Below are 15195 nucleotides of genomic sequence, written 5' to 3'. Positions count from 1 at the left end.
CACCCCCGGGCCTCGCACGTCAGGGACGTCTCTTCCGACGTCCTGCCCCTCGCCCCGGACGTCGCCACGACGGGCCGATCCGCCGGCTCGCCTTCGACGTCCTCGGGCCGGCAGCCAAGATCGCTAGGCGCTCGTTCTCAAGGCTCGCGTGGTCGGTGCGTGTCCAGGCCCGGATCTGTTCAGCCGGTCAGTGAGATCGGCGAGCCGGAGATGGGGATAGGCGAGGGCGCAGGCGGTCACCGCCGCGAGCCCCTGCGGGAGTCCCGCGCTCCATTCGACGAGCTTGTCCGCGGCCATGGATTCCGCCGCGACTCTGTCCGCGCCGAGACGATGGTTCAGCATTTGCCGAGCCTCTTCTCTCGTGAACGGCTCCAGCAACAGCAGGTGGGCATCGGTCGCCGCCACGAGATCGATCAGCCGATTCCTGCTGGTGACCAGGGTCAGGGACCCGGGCGCGCCGGCCAGGAGTGAGCGTGTCGGTGCGGAGTCACTGGCGTCATCCAGCACGATCAGCACCTTCTTGGTCGCCAGCAGGCTGCGATACATCCCGATCTGCGCGTCGAGCTCCGCAGGTATCCGCCACGACGGCACACCCAGCGTTTGCAACAATCCGCGTACCGTGGTCGGGCTGGACGCTGCGAACGCCCGGAGGTCCAGATATATCTGACCGTCCGGAAATTCATCGCGAATCGCATGCGCCCAGTGGACGACCAGCGACGTCTTCCCGATGCCGGCGGATCCCGAAATGACGACCACCTCCGCCTGCCTTCTTCCGGCAAGCAGAGTGTTCAATCGCCGTAGCTCTGACTGGCGGCCGATGAACCTTCTGATGTTCGCCGGAAGCTGCTGAGGAATCACGGAGCCGGTTGTGTCGATCTGGGCTTTCTGTGGCATCCAGCCGTCGAAGGGCTCTCCTGCGAGCATGTTCTGATAGAGCTGCCGCAGGCGCGGGCTGGGATCGATGCCCAGCTCGTCAGCCAGTTTCCGGCGAATGTTCTCGTAGTGAAAGTACGCCTCGGCCTGGCGGCCACTGCGATAGAGCGCGAGTATCAACTGCCCGGCCAGTCGCTCATCCAATGGATGGTCGGTGATCAGGGCCAGGAGGCCGGGGAGCAGCATGATGTGCTCGCCGCGCCGCAACTGTATGTCGTGGTAGTCCAGCGCTGCCGCGAGACGTTCGGTCTGCAGTGCGTTTCTGAGCTGATTCAGCCACGTGCTGTCCAGGTTGGCGAACGCCTCACCCCGCCACAGACCGAGCGCCTGCTGATACAACAGCACCTGATCCTCTTCGCCGGTCACGGCACGGGCACGGCCGAGAAGCCCGCGAAATCTGTGCAGGTCCACTGCCATCTCTTCGACGCGTACGACATAGCCACCGGAACGGCTCTCAATGGCCCACTCCTCGGTCGGCAGCACCGCACGGAGCCGGGAAAGATAGCTACGCACCGTTGCCGCCATGTGCTCGGGCGGATCCTGACCCCAGACTCGGTCCGCAAGCTGACCCAGGGAGACCGTGTGATTGGCGTCCGCCAGGAGCGCAGCGAGCACGGATTGCTGCCGGGCCGGGCCGAGATCGACCTCTTTCCCATCCATGGACGCACAAAGCTCCCCGAGCACCCCGAATTCAATGTGCACGCTGCCCCCTCCATGTCTTCCTGCGAACATCGCGGCAGGCCCCTCTGCCGCTCCGGGTGAAAAATGGAGAACGAGATTCTGGCGCGGTGAATCACCCGGCCCGTTCGTTCAGCAGCCAGGCGCGCCGCCTCGGCGATCTCGTCCCGGGGGAGTGCTCGGGCCTGTCGGCAATCCAGATGCCGCTCGTGCCGGCTGCCTGCATCCCACGAGCGTATTCACGGCCGATGGCACGGTCCTGTACCGCAGCCCGGCCGGAGAAATCCCAGGCCAGCCACCGGGTTCCGCCGCCTGACCGGCAGAACCCGGTGCCGCGGCGGACCAACGGCCCGGACGGAGACCCGGCCTCCCCGGAAACTGCCTCTTCCTCGGCAAAGCCCCAGGCTGAGCGCCTGCAGGGCGGTACAGGAATGTGCCGGTCCATACTCATAGCCTTGGCATCGCGTGCTGGATCGTCTGCCGGTCCTCGGGGGACTAGGTGATCATGAAGACTTCATCGGGTGAAAGCCTCAGAGCTGAGCGGGTCAAGCAAAGGCTCTCCCAGCGTGAACTCGCGTCGAAGGCCGGCGTGAGCGTCCGTACGATACGTGCGATCGAGAACGGCTCGGTCGCCCATCCCCATCCGGAAACCCTGCGGAAATTGACGGCGGTACTCGGAGAGAACGCTTCTGTGCTGTCCCAGACAGCTGAGCTCAGCATCCACATACTCGGACCGCTACGGGTGTATAGGAACGGCGAGCCGGTCGCCATCGAAGCCGAGAAACAGCGGAGGCTTCTCGGGTTGCTGGCTCTCCGGCCTGGCCGCGTCGCCACTCTCGACGGCATCGCCGCGGTCCTGTGGGACGATTCCGCACCCAGATCGTGGCAGAGTCTCATTCACACCTATGTGGCCCGGCTCCGAAACGCATTGGGGTCGGAAACCGCCATCCTCACCGCCCGTGGTGGGTACGCGCTCCATGTCGACGACGAGCACATGGACGTCGTGCGGTTCTCCAGGGCTTTTGACGACGCGCTGCGCTGCCGGCGCACGGGCGATCTCGAGGGCATGGCCCAACGGTTACGGCAGGCGCTGGACCTGTGGCGGGGGCAGGTGCTCGACGGATTGGCCGACCGGCTGCGTCCGCATCAAGCCGCGATCGACGAGTTGACCCACGATCGGCTGAGGGCCGCTCTGGCATTCGCGGACGCGGTCATGGCGCTGGGCCGGCCTGGGCAGGCGGTAGGCGTACTGGAAGGTTTGGCGCGGGAACAGCCTTTGCACGAAGGAGTGCACGCGCGGTTGATTCTCGCTCTGGCCGGTGACGGGCGGCAGGCCGCCGCGTCGACCACCTACGCGCACATCCATGAACGGCTGGCCGAAATGGGGCTCGAACCGGGATGGGAGCTTCGGGAGGCACGAATCCGGGTGCTGCCTCAGGATATGCCGGGGTGCGGAGTGGCCGTTCCCTTGGCGCTGGCGGAATCGCCCGCTGAGGCCGCCTCCTTCGTCGGACGTACGGCAGAGGGGGATGAGCTGTGTGAGCTGCTGGCCCACGGCGGAGTGGCCACGATCACCGGAGCCGCGGGTGTGGGAAAGACCGCGCTGGCGATCCATGTCGGACACCGGGTCGCGCGGGACTTTCCCGATGGACAGCTCTATCTGAACCTGCGGGGAGCAGTCCCGGGTAGGGCGCCGCTGACGGCGGGCGAGGCGCTGGGCGCACTCCTGCGTTCGCTCAAGGTGTCCGATTCGGCGATTCCGGTGACCGACGACGAAGCGGCGCGGCGGTTCCGGTCGCTCGTCGCCGGCAAACGGATGCTGCTCGTCCTTGACGACGCGCGCGACGCGGCGCAGGTTCGGCCGCTTCTGCCGGGAGGCGCCGGTTGCGGGGTGCTGGTCACCAGCCGCCGGACGTTGACCGCGCTGGACAGCGCCGCTCATCGCGAGCTCGACGTACTGTCCGAGGGCGAGGCCGTGAACGTCCTGGTTCGCCTGGTGGGCGCCGGCCGGGTCGAGGCCGATCCCCGGGCGGCGGCCGACCTGGTGCTGCTGTGTGGCCGGCTTCCGCTGGCGGTCCGCATCGTCGCGGCACGTCTGGCCGCTCGCCCCGCCTGGCCGCTGCGTGGCCTGGCCGACAAGCTGGCGGCCGAACATTCCCGGCTCAACGTGCTACGGGTGGACGATCTCGAGGTCCGCGCCAGCTTCCTGTGCAGCTACCGCGATCTCGATGCCGAAGCGGCCGCGATGTTCCGGTCGCTGGCGTTGCTCGACGGCCCCGATGTGAGCTTGGAGGTGGCCGCGTCCCTCGCCGATCTCGATACGGACACGGCCGGCACCCTGCTTGAGGTGCTGCTGGACAGGCATCTGGTCGAGGCGCACGCGGCGGACCGCTTTCGGATGCACGACCTGCTGCGGCTCTTCGCACTGGAGCGTGGGGCGGACGACGATCGCCCGCCGGCTCGGAAGGAGTCGGTACTACGGGCACTGCATCTGTATCTGGCCACGGCACGGGCGGCCAGCGAACTGGCCGGGCTCGGCCAGCCGTGGCGTCAGGAAGTCGGGCCGGCCACCCGAGGCGTACGCCGGCTCTCGCTGAAGAGCAACGCGGACGTCAACACATGGATCAACACCGACTCCGCCAACCTCATCGCCGCCGTCGGGCAGGCCGGTCGCATGGGCGAGCATGAACTCGCTGTCGCGCTGGCCACGGCGTTGTCGTTCTCGTTCTATGACCAGGGCCGATGGCGCGATCTGCTCTCGCTGGGCGAGATCGCGCTGGACGCGGCTCTCAGGTCGGAGGACGGCCGGCTGGAGGCGTACGCACGCACCGATCTCGCCTGGGCACAGCATCGGCTCGGCCTGCTCGACGCGGCCGGGCAACACCTGACCCGCGCGTTGTCGCTGATCGGCGAGCACGACCTGGACCACTTGAAGCCGCACGCCCTGGTGGGGCTGGCCGGCGTTCATCAGAGGGTGGGACGGCTCGACGAGGCGATCGCCTGTTTTCGGCTCGCGCTCGCCCTCAACCGGGAGCAGGACGATCCGGTCGGTGAGGCCTTCAACCTCACCAATCTGGGCGCCGCCTACACCCAGCTGGGCCGGCTCGACGACGCCATCGAAACCCTGACCCGCGCCGTGGTCCTGGCCGAGGAACACGGCACTCGTGCCAGGGTGTGCGCGGTCGGCGATCTTGCCGAGGCCCATCGGCTGGCCGGCGACGCGCGGCAGGCCGCCGCCCACTTCGAGAAGGCGATCACGCTCAGCCGTCGCGAGGGGCTGGTGAACACCTACGCGGAAGCGGAGAGCCACTGGCGACTGGGCTTGGCACTGCGCGACCTCGGCCGGCAGCAGGAGGCGGAAGTCAACTGGCGCAAGTCAGCCGACATCCTCCGGCAACTGGGGCTCACCCCGATCGACTCCACCCCACCTGGCGGCCACGCTTGATGGGGTTACACAACGCCGAGCCGGGTGAAGATCTCGCGCGCTTCTTCGAGTTCGGTCCGTCCCCTGCCGACCTCTCCCTGACGCATGTGCACGTTGCCCAGGACGGTCAGCGCGCGTGCCGTGTTGAAGGCATCGCCGATTTCCCGGACGATCGCCAGACTCCGCGTGGCATGTTTGATCGCCTCGCCGTCCTCGCCGGCCAGGAAACACGTATGGGCGATCTCGAAGAGGATGTTGGACCTTCCTCGGCTCCTGCCGGTGGCGGTGTCGAAGGCCAAGGTCTTGCCGAACGCCTCCACGGCCTCGGCGTACCGGCCCCTTCTGCGCAGGAGAATTCCGTGGGCCTTGGCGAGGTTGGCCGTGATGCCGGGGTCGTCGCGCCCTTCTGTGAGGGCGTGGACCTGCTCCAAAGTGGCCCCGGCTTCGGCGCCTCGCCCGGCCTGGTCAAGAGCCTCGACGAGATCTAGAAGGGCGTTGGCCTCACCGCGAAGGCGTCCGAGCTTGGCGAACTGAGCAGCCGCTTCGCGCAAGGGGCGAATGGCCGACTGCGGACACCTCTGGACGATGAACAGCATCGCCCGCAGGTGGCGTACTTCCGCGAGCAGCGTGCCGTCCCCCGTGGCCTGCGCCAGTTTGATGGCGCGGTCGCAGTGCCTGGCGGCGGTGGGCGGCTCCGATCGGGAGTAGGCGAGTTCGCCGAGCAGGACCCTGGCCATGGCCTCGCTGCGGTGATCCCCGGTGTTCTCGCCGGCCTCAACGACCGTGTGTGCGGCGTGAGCGATCGCGTTCCAGCTGATTCCCGCGCGGATCAGCCATTGCAGACTGTAGGTGAGGTCGGCGGCGATCCCGATGGCCTCTTCCGCGATCTCCGTGGTCTGGGTGATGGCCGCCAGCACATGCGGCGCCTGTTCGTGCAGCCACGCGGTCGCCGCCGCCGAGTCCTGGAACCGGAGTCCGGGGCTTTGAGTGTTGAGAAGCTTTTCCGGCCAGCCCCAGTTGGCGTCCACCGTGTTCACCGCGTTCCTGGTGGTCGCGGCGTAGAGGTCGAGGAGCCGGCGCAACGCGGCGGCTCGCTGATCCGGCGCGTCCTCCTGGTCGGCTCGGGCACGCGCGAACAGACGCAGCAGGTCGTGGTAGCGGTATCGGCCCGGGGTGCGGGATTCGAGCAGGTTGAGGTCGACCAGGTTCTTGAGCACTTCCTCGGCCCGTTCTTCGGGCGTGCCGAGCACGACCGCGGCGGCAGCGGCGTCGATGTCGGGCGCGTCGGGCAGGGCACAGAGCCGGAAGGCGCGGGCGTGGGTGGCGTCGAGTTCGCCGTAGCTGATCCTGAACGTCACGTCCATGTCGAGATCGCCTGCGTGAAGCTGATCGAGGCGCCGCTGGTGCAGACGCTCGACTATGGAGCTCAGGGTCCAGGCGGGGCGGGCGGCCAGCCGGGCCGCGACGATCCGTAATGCCAGCGGCAGGCCACCGCACAGCCGTACCAACTCCCGCGCCGCATCGGGTTCGGCGTCCATCCGGCCCTCGCCGAGCAGGTTGCGGAGAAGGTCGATCGCCTGGGTCTCGGCGAGCACGTCGAGGTGTTCTTGGACGGCGCCGAGGCCGGGCAGGATTCGCCGGCTGGTGATGAGCACGCCGCAGGAAGGAGCACCCGGGAGCAGGAGCCGTACCTGCTCGGCGTCGGAGGCGTTGTCGAGCAGGATGAGCAGGCGCCGCTCAGCCGCCAGAGAGCGGAAGCGGGCGGCCGCCTCCTCGGTGACGCGCGGGATGTTCTTCACGCCGAGGGAACGAAGGAAGTAGCTGAGCGCGTCGTGCGGATCGACAGGTCTGACGTCCGGGGTGGTCCCTCGCAGGTCCATGTAGAGCTGGCCGTCAGGGAAGTGGCCGGCCAGTCGCCAGGCCACATGGACGGCCAGGGCGGACTTGCCGACTCCGCCGCCCCCACTGATCGCCGGCACCGATCCGGAGCCGCTGAGGAGCAGGTCCCGCAGCCGTGCGCTCTCATCGGCGCGGCCCACGAACCCCACCACGTCGGCCGGCAGTTCCGCCGGTGTCACCCGGGGTGACGTCGAGGCGAGTCCGGGACGTGAGGCCGGAATCTCCTGCCGCAGCACCCGCAGATGGGCCTGCGTCAGCTCGGGGCCCGGGTCTACTCCCAGATCGGCCGAGAGACGATCGCGGATCCGGGTGAACAACGCGAGTGCGTCGGCCTGTCTGCCCTGTCCCGCCATCGCCAGGATCAGGCGCGCATGGACTCCTTCGTGCAGCGGAACCGCCGCGGCCACGGGCTGGAGCGCGGAAACCGCCGCCTCGAACTCGCCGCGTTCCAGGCTCACATCCGCGAGCCGCAGCGCGGCCGCCGCCCGCCGATCGCACATCCTCACCGTGGCCGGATCCTCCGACAACGCCGAAGGAAGATCCGCCAGTACGGGCCCGCGCCACAGGCTGAGCGCCTCGGTCAGCAAGGCCACCGTCTCATCCGGATCGTCGCAGGCCAGACCCCGCTCGGTGAGCTCATCGAATCGCAGCGAATCCAATGCGGTGGCGGCTACGCGCAACGTATATCCATGGTGCGTATGAGTAAGGAGCGCGTCCGGCTCCACCACGCTCCGCACCCGCGCCACGTAGGTGTGCACCAGTCCCCGCCACTTGGCCGGGGCTCCGTCCTCCCACAGTGTTTCCGCGATCCTGCCGAGTCCCACCGCCTGGTTGGGGTGGATCGCCAGCAGCCCCAGCAGAAGGCGCTGCTTCAGCGAGGCCACGTTGACGGTCTCACCGCCGTTGGAGACCTCCATCGGCCCCAGCACGGCGATGGACAGGCCGGCGTGGATCGCCTGATCGCCCAGGCCCAGCACGGCGGCGATCCTCATCACCGTCTCGTGCCGGGGGCGGGCCACACGGCCCAGCTCGATCCCTCGCAGGGCACGGGGGCTCACTCCGGCGCGTGCGGCCACGTCCTTCTGCGACAGTCCCAGAGCACGTCGTCGCTGCCGGGCGACCTGGCCGAATGACATCGACTCCACTCCGTATCCCACACGTCAACCGGGACCGGCTGAACGCGAAGAGCCTCTCCCGGGATGTTATAGGGGCTGTGCTCGACATCGCCCCGGAATTGATCACGGGGCAGGCGGCCGGCCATGCCGGCGCCGAAGCCGCGCCGGATCGGTCCGTGCTCCCGGGCCGAGTCCGTCCCCCACCGGTCACCGCAATCCGCCGGGACCGGGGGCACAACGTGGCCACAACGTTCCTACAACGCGGGTCGGCCATGCTGAGCTCGAACGGGGAAACGATCTGGAGGGTGCGCCATGTCCACACCGACGACCGAAGACATCTTCGACCTCGACATCGACCTCATCGCCGGCGAGGGTGTGCGAGCCCCGCAGGCCGGGGTGACGAACTACTGCGGTCTCAACTCCTTCGTCCTGACCTACACCTGCGCGTGGTCCTGCACCGGCCGGACCGGCGTGCCCTGCGCCTGCTGATCTCCTTGGCCCACGAACCGTACGTCGCCGGGCCGGTGTGCTTCGTGCGCGCCACCACGCTGCCGGTCGGCGAGGCCGTCCGCACCCACCTCGACGTCGAGGTCACCGATCCCGGCTCCGCCGGCCCGCTTCTCGCCCGGTTGCGCGAGTGGTGGGCGATCCCGGCGGTGCCGGAGGCGATCCTGCTGGCCAGCGCCTCGCTGTACCGGTCGATGGACCGGCTCTCGCAAGGCGGGCAGCCGGGTCACAAGGAACTGGTGCGCCTGTTCCGGTCCATGGCCGGCTACCTGCTGCGCATGAGCGGCCGGCCGACGCCGTTCGGCACCATGGCCGGTGTGGCGATGGCCCGCGTGGCCGGGCCGGGCGAGCCCGCGGCCGCCCGGTTCGGCGCGGACCATCTGCGCTGGGCCCGGCCCGACTGGGGGTGGCTCATCACCCTGCTGGCCGACTGGGAGAGCGAGCCCGACGTGCTCGAATGCCTGACGGTGGTGCGCGGTAACCTCGGCTTCCGGCGCGGGGACCGCTGGGTCAACCCCCATCCCCAGGAGTTCCACCCCGTGCCGGACTCGCATCCCGCCGAGTCGTCGGTACGGCTGACGCCCGCCCTGGCCTACGTCCTGAACCGCACCCGGACACCGATCCCCGCCACCGACCTGATCCAGGGCCTGCTCGCCGAGCTGCCCTCTGCCACGGCCGACGGCGCCAGGGCGTTCGTCACCACGTTGCTGCGGCAGGAGTTCCTGGTCAGCGACCTGTTCCCGCCCTTCCACGAGCCGGCGATCCTCGACCACGTGCTGGCCGTACTCGACCGCCACCCAGGGGCGAAACGCCGGCGCGAACGGCTGGCCGAGCTGGCCGAGTCGCTGGCGGGCTACCCCTCGGCGCCCGCCGGGGATCGGGTGCCGCTGCTTCGGGGCGTCGAACTGCGGATGGCGGACCTGATCGTGGTGGATCACGCGTACCTGCAGGCGGAGCTGAGACTCGACGCCGACGTCGTCATCTCGCGCGAGGTGGCGCGGGAGGCGGAACGTGCGGCCGACGCGGCCCACCGGGCGAACCCGGTGCCGCGCATGGCGGCGCACCTGCGTGGCTACTACCACGATTTCGTGGCGAGGTACGGCATGGCCACGGTCGTGCCGCTCACCATCGCGCTGGACGCGGAGCGGGGGATCGGGGCACCCGCCACCTACGAACGGCCGGTCAGCCCGCGGCGGCAGGAAGGGGAGCTGCGGCCGCAGGCGGTGATCGACGCCGATGAGGCCCGTTCGCGCCATCTGCGGGCACGACTGCAGGACGCGTGGATGTCGGGCGCTGAGGAGTTGCGCCTCACCGAAGACGATCTGCGGGCCATGCGGCCCGGGGACGCCCCTTCCGCCGGGCTGCCGTACGAGTTCGGGTTCCACCTGCTCGCGGGATCCACGGCGGCCCTGGACGAGGGTGACTTCGAGCTCATCTGGGCGCCGTACCTGGGGGCGACGCAGCTGCTGACCGGGTTCGGGCGGTTCTTCCACCTGCTGGATCGTGCGGCCGTGGCGGAGACGCTCGGGCACATGGAGAGCGCGGCGCACGTCTCGTTCCATGTTCCGTCGATCCGCGCCACGAACGTCGCCCGGCACGCGGCGGTCTTCGACCGGACCATTCACGTCGGCACCTTCCACGATCCCACCGAGCCCGGGGTGGTCGATCTGGCCGGCCTCGGCGTTTGCGCCGATCATGAGAGATTGCGCCTGGTCTCGATGGAGACCGGGGACGAGGTGGTTCCGCGGGCGTACACGATGCTGAACCCGCACGCCACGAACAACGTCGTGCGGTTTCTGCGGGAGTTCGCGCCCGACCGCGAGCGGACCGTATGGAACTGGAGCTGGGGACCGTTCGAGGAGTTTCCGTACCTGCCGCGCGTTACCCACGGCCGCACCACCCTGGCCAAGGCGCAGTGGACGCCGCCCGCCGGCCTGGCGAAGGCGCCGGAGCGTGATCGGGTGATCGGCGAGTGGCGGGAGCGGATGCGGGTGCCGAGCGCGGTTCAGCTGGCGATGGGGGACCAGCGCATCGCACTGGACCTCGACGTGGCCTCGCACCGCGACCTCCTCGCCTGGCACTGCCGCCGCCCCGGCGCCCTGATCTACGAGAACCGGGAGAGCCTCGCCGAGAACCTGGGCTGGTGCGACGGCCGGGCCCACGAGATCTATCTGCCGCTGCGCCCCACGGCACCCTCGCCGTCGACCGGCCGTCCCCTGGTCACCGTGCGGCACCAGCCGGACGTGCACCGGCCCGGCGGGCACTGGTACTACGCGAAGATCTACGTCTCGGCGGATCTGCACGACTCGGTGCTGCGCGGACCGGTGCGCCACCTGATCGACGAACTGCCCGGCGAAGTCGACCGCTGGTTCTTCATCCGGTACGGCGACGCCGCCCCCCACCTGCGCCTCCGGATCCACTGCCCCGATCTCGACGGAGCGGCCGAGGTCCGCAGGCTGGCCGAGCGGCACCTGCGGGCGATGTGCGAGCACGGACAGGCCGCGCACTTCCTCGTCGACACGTACGCGCCGGAGTTCACCCGCTACGGCGGCCCCGGCCTGATGCCCGCCGCCGAGCGCCTGTTCTGCGCCGACAGCCGCGCGGTGCTCGACCTGCTGTCCGCACCCGAACGGGAACTGGGCGGCCTGACGAGGCCCGAGATCGGGGTCCTCGCCATCCTGACGATCGCCGAGCTGATCGCCCCCGGCGAGGAGGCGTCATGGCTGGTCGCGCACTTGCCGCAGGGCGCCGAGACGAAACGGCGGCGTGAGGTCAGGAGCCGCATCGAGGCGGTCCTGCACGCGCCGCCGCCGGAGCCGGCGAGGATCCTCGGCGCGCTCCGGGCGGCCGGGCTCGACTACGGCGAGCGCGTCCGCCGGCTCGGCGATCCCCGGGTGGCGGCCGACATCGGGCTGGCGCTCGCGCACATGCACTTCAACCGCCTGGTGAACATGACGCGCAGCCGCGGCGACGAGGACGAAGGGCTGGTGCTGGCGCGCCATCTCGCCAAGCACGCCCTGGGCGCCGGCCTGAAGCTGAGGATGTCCGATGTCGCGGGCTGAGGCGGCGCGGGCGACGGCGGTGCGGCTGGCGGAACGGCTCGCCGACCCCCGGGAGGTCGCCGCGGTGGCGCGCCGGTCCCAGGGCGACGGCTTCGTGACGTGGACCGGGTTCTCTTTGGCCGGTGGTCACGCCGGTGTGGCGCTGGCGCTGGCGGGGTTCGGTGACGCGTATCTGCCCGCGGCCCGTGCGCACGTGAGTGCGGCCGCGGGCGAGCTTCGGTCGCACGGCGCGTACGGGTCGGGGCTGTACGAGGGGCTGGCCGGGCTGGGGTATGCGGCGGCGGCCATCGCCAGGCGGCCCGGTGACTGCGCTCGGGTCCTCGCGACCTGCACCGCGGACGCGGTCTCGATGGCTCGTGAACGCGCGGCCGTACTCGGAAAGCAGGATGACGAGCGCACCTTCCTGCACTACGACGTGATCGAGGGATTGTCCGGTCTGGCGCGCTTCCTCCTGGCCCGCGACGGCGCGGACGGGCCGGAGACCGTCGCGGCCGTGACCGGGCTGGCCAGGTTTCTGTGCCCGCCGGTTCCGCGCGCGGACGGCCTGCCGCCCTGGCTGGTGGGAGGTAACCCGGCGCTCCTCGACGGCGGGCACGATCCCGGCGAGAACCGGCTCCTCGATCTCGGGATGGCGCACGGGGTGGCGGGGGCGATGTCGATGCTCGCGGTCGCCAAGCTGGAGGGAGTCCGGGTTCCCCGGCTCGACGAGGCGATCGGCACGGCCGCCACGTGGCTGGCCGGCTGGCGCGGGCGAGCGGCGACGGACGGCTGGCCGACCGCCGTGTGGCCGTCGGAGGAGGCGGCCGGGCACTCTGCGATGCTCGACCGCATGGCCTGGTGCTACGGCACCCCCGGAGTCGCGGCCGCGCTCTGCGTCGCGGGGCGCGCACTGGGCCGCGACGAACTCGGCGCGCTGGGACGGCAGGCGCTCGTGCGGGCCTGCGACTCGCTGGCCGCCAAGGCAGTGACGGACATGGGCATCTGCCACGGCTGGGCGGGGATCGCCGCCATTCTGATGTCGCTGCGCGACGGCGGGCCCAGTCCGGAGATCGAGGCGCGCCTCGACGGCGTGATCGACCGGATCGTCGCGCATCAGGACGACGAACTGCCGTTCCTGTACCGCTACCCGCACGCCCCGGCGAGCCCGGACGTGGACGACGCGACCTTCCTCACGGGCGCGGCCGGCACCGCCGCGATCCTGTACGCCTACAGCCAGGGCGGGATGTCCTCGACGCCGTGGCGCGACGTGCTGATGCTGGGCTGATGGACGGCCGCGACGTGCTGTGGGAACTCGCGCGGCGCCTCCACAGCGACGAGACGCTGCGGTCGGCCTTGGACTCCTACGCCGCGACGTCGAGGTTCGCCGCGACCGTGCGGTGGACGCCCTCCGGCTGGGGTTTCGGCGGCGCGGGGCTCGCGATGCTGTGCGCGCAGGCGCACCGCGCGGGCGGCGGTGACGTCTGGGCGCGTCGCGCCCACGAGCATCTGAGGTACGGCGTGGCGGGGCTGGCCGCCGAGCGGGGCCTGGGCTTGTTCGACGGCGCCACCGGGTTCGGTTTCGTCACCGCCACCTTGGCGGAGGAGGGTTCGTACACCACGCTGGCGGCTCAGCTCGCGCGGCGGCTCGTGCCCGCCATCGGCGCGGCGGCGGCCGCCGGGGCGGGGCCGTTCGATCTGCTGTCGGGGCTGGCGGGGCACGGGGTCTACCTGAACGCCGGCGCGGGGGACAGGCAGGCCAGGCTCGCGGTGCGGGAGGCGTGCGATCGCTCCCTGCGGCTGTCCGGCGCCCACCCGCTCGCCGTCCCGGTCGCCGCCGAGGACGGTTTCCCCGCGCGCGTCGCGACCTCGGTGCGGTGCGGCATGGCCCACGGGGTGGCGGGCCTGATAGCGACGCGGGCCCGGCTGGCCTTGGCGGACGGCGAGGCCGGGCCCACGCTGGACACCCTCCGCGCCGCGACGTCCTGGCTGATGGCGCAGCGGACGGACACCCTGCTGTGGCCGAGGGCCGTGCTGTTCGACCGCGGTCACCGGGCGTGCGGTCAGGTGCCGGCCTCGTCGTTGAGCTGGTGGTGCACGGGCAGCGCGGGCATCGCGCGGTCGCTGTGGCTGGCCGGCACGGCCACCGGAACGGCGCAGCCGTGCGAGCTGGCCATGGACGTCATGGCGCGGCTGGCGGAGGACCGGTCGTCCTGGCCGTCCACCCCCGGACTGTGCCACGGAGTGGCCGGCCTGCTCGTGATCGCGCGGGAGTTCGCGCGGGACACGGGCCGGGCGGAGGTCGTTCAGCTCGCGGACGCGCTGACGGACCTGCTGGTCGAGCGGTTCGACGAGGCCGCTCCGCTGGGCTTCAGGAACGTCGAGTCATCGGGCCTGGCCGTCGACGACCCCGGTGTGATGTACGGCACGACCGGTGTGGCGCTCGGGCTCGCGTTCTCGTCGGGCCGGTCGGGCTGGGTTCGAGCGATGGGACTGTGACACGTGACTTCGATCAAGATTTCGGCGCTCGAACTGGCCGTTGCCTGGGAGGGGCGCGACGCCGGGCAGGCGCTGCGCGCGGTCGTCGAGGACGCGAGGCGGCTCGACCGCCTGGGGGCGCACCGGTTGTGGGTGGCCGAGCACCACAACAGCGTCGTGATCTCGTCGTCGTCCCCCGCGGTCCTGGTGAGCCGCATCGCGGCCGCGACCTCACGGATCAGGGTGGGCTCCGGCGGGGTCATGCTGAACAACCATGCGCCGCTGGCCGTGGCCGAGCAGTTCGCGACGCTTGAGGCGCTGTTCCCCGGCCGCATCGACCTGGGGATGGGACGCGCGTCCGGCACGGATCCCGACACGGCCCGGATGCTCCGGCAGGGCCGGCCAATGGACCGCGACGAGTTCGAGAGCCGGCTGGTCGAGGTCCGATCACTGCTTCGGAACTCGGCGGGCGTCACCCCGCGGCTGGACCACGCTCCGGCCATGTACGTGCTGGGCGGGAGCCCGGCGACGGCCGAGCTGGCCGGGCGGCTCGGGCTCGGCTTGGCGCTCGCCCACCACCTCGGCGGCGCGCCGCTCGAACCGGCGATCGCCAAGTATCGCGAGTGCTTCGAGCCCGGCCACGGCGAACCGCACGTGATCGCGTCGGTGACCCTGGTGCTCGCCGACACCGCGCGGGAGGGGGCGCGTCTCTACGACGCCGTGCTCCGCATGACCGTCGACGCCTCACGCGGCGGTACGGCGGGCCTGCGCCGGCCGGTTCCGGGGATGTGCGACGACCTGACAGAAGAGGAGCGCCGCGCCGGTGCGGAATACGCGGCGGCTCAGCTCGTCGGCGGGCCGGATGAGGCGCGGGAGGGTCTGCGCCGCCTGGCCGCCGCGGGTGTCGACGAGGTGATGGGGCTCGCGACGATCGTCGACGACCAGGCCAGGATGAACAGCTACGCGGTCGCGCTCGCCGCGGCCGGGCAGGGACCGCCGCCCTGATAGGACGCGAGCAACCACCCGTCCTTGACCGATGGGGACGCACTCGTCCCGCGGAGCAGGGAAGATCACCAGAGTTTGGCCTGGACGGAGATCAGCGCCGCCCTTTCCCGAGCTATGC

8 protein-coding genes are annotated in these 15195 nt (G+C 70.6%); 6 read left to right on the top strand and 2 right to left on the bottom strand.

The window, feature by feature from the left end; translation table 11 throughout:
* Positions 1–123: 123 nt before the first annotated feature.
* A complete protein-coding gene (locus ACIBI5_RS37980; RefSeq protein WP_397254017.1) occupies positions 124–1635 on the bottom strand; it encodes a BTAD domain-containing putative transcriptional regulator in 1512 nt (503 codons plus the stop codon).
* Positions 1636–2116: 481 nt separating this feature from the next.
* Here ACIBI5_RS37980 and ACIBI5_RS37975 point away from each other — a divergent pair, with 481 nt between their 5' ends.
* On the top strand, positions 2117–5056 hold the full coding sequence (locus ACIBI5_RS37975) for a BTAD domain-containing putative transcriptional regulator (RefSeq protein WP_397254294.1): 2940 nt from the start codon (positions 2117–2119) through the stop codon (positions 5054–5056).
* A gap of 5 nt (positions 5057–5061) precedes the next feature.
* Here the strand turns inward: ACIBI5_RS37975 and ACIBI5_RS37970 are convergent, their stop codons facing one another.
* The gene (locus ACIBI5_RS37970) at positions 5062–8070 is read right to left on the bottom strand and encodes a BTAD domain-containing putative transcriptional regulator (RefSeq protein WP_397254015.1); all 3009 of its coding nucleotides are present in this window, start codon (positions 8068–8070) and stop codon (positions 5062–5064) included.
* A 291-nt stretch (positions 8071–8361) separates the two neighbouring features.
* Here ACIBI5_RS37970 and ACIBI5_RS37965 point away from each other — a divergent pair, with 291 nt between their 5' ends.
* The 5 genes from ACIBI5_RS37965 to ACIBI5_RS37945 are packed head-to-tail and all read left to right on the top strand — an operon-like array spanning position 8362 to position 15077.
* Positions 8362–8538: a hypothetical protein gene (locus ACIBI5_RS37965; protein ID WP_397185248.1), complete on the top strand. Its 177-nt coding sequence runs from the start codon at positions 8362–8364 to the stop codon at positions 8536–8538.
* Positions 8496–11618 carry a lantibiotic dehydratase gene (locus tag ACIBI5_RS37960; RefSeq protein WP_397254013.1) on the top strand — a complete coding sequence of 1041 codons (3123 nt, stop codon included), beginning with the start codon at positions 8496–8498 and terminating at the stop codon, positions 11616–11618. The genes ACIBI5_RS37965 and ACIBI5_RS37960 overlap by 43 nt, the downstream gene beginning before the upstream one ends.
* Positions 11605–12882, top strand: a complete 1278-nt coding sequence (locus ACIBI5_RS37955; RefSeq protein WP_397254012.1) for a lanthionine synthetase C family protein — start codon at positions 11605–11607, stop codon at positions 12880–12882. The genes ACIBI5_RS37960 and ACIBI5_RS37955 overlap by 14 nt, the downstream gene beginning before the upstream one ends.
* Entirely contained in the window at positions 12882–14093 is a 1212-nt protein-coding gene (locus ACIBI5_RS37950) for a lanthionine synthetase LanC family protein (RefSeq protein ID WP_397254010.1), read from the top strand. Before ACIBI5_RS37955 ends, ACIBI5_RS37950 begins: the two co-directional genes overlap by 1 nt.
* A 3-nt stretch (positions 14094–14096) precedes the next feature.
* Entirely contained in the window at positions 14097–15077 is a 981-nt protein-coding gene (locus ACIBI5_RS37945; protein WP_397254008.1) for an MsnO8 family LLM class oxidoreductase, read from the top strand.
* Positions 15078–15195 lie beyond the last annotated feature (118 nt).

The organism is Nonomuraea sp. NPDC050540, assembly GCF_044457485.1.
Classification (GTDB): Bacteria; Actinomycetota; Actinomycetes; order Streptosporangiales; family Streptosporangiaceae; genus Nonomuraea.
Note: the sequence above shows the minus strand (reverse complement) of the source record. Positions and strands in the feature narration are given on the sequence as shown.

Excerpts from the sequence above, each read along its gene's own strand:
- ACIBI5_RS37950 (WP_397254010.1), top strand. The coding sequence starts at position 12,882 with ATGGACGGCCGCGACGTGCTGTGGGAACTCGCGCGGCGCCTCCACAGC.
- ACIBI5_RS37975 (WP_397254294.1), top strand. The coding sequence starts at position 2,117 with ATGAAGACTTCATCGGGTGAAAGCCTCAGAGCTGAGCGGGTCAAGCAA.
- ACIBI5_RS37955 (WP_397254012.1), top strand. The coding sequence starts at position 11,605 with ATGTCGCGGGCTGAGGCGGCGCGGGCGACGGCGGTGCGGCTGGCGGAA.
- ACIBI5_RS37965 (WP_397185248.1), top strand. The coding sequence starts at position 8,362 with ATGTCCACACCGACGACCGAAGACATCTTCGACCTCGACATCGACCTC.
- ACIBI5_RS37970 (WP_397254015.1), bottom strand. The coding sequence starts at position 8,070 with ATGTCATTCGGCCAGGTCGCCCGGCAGCGACGACGTGCTCTGGGACTG.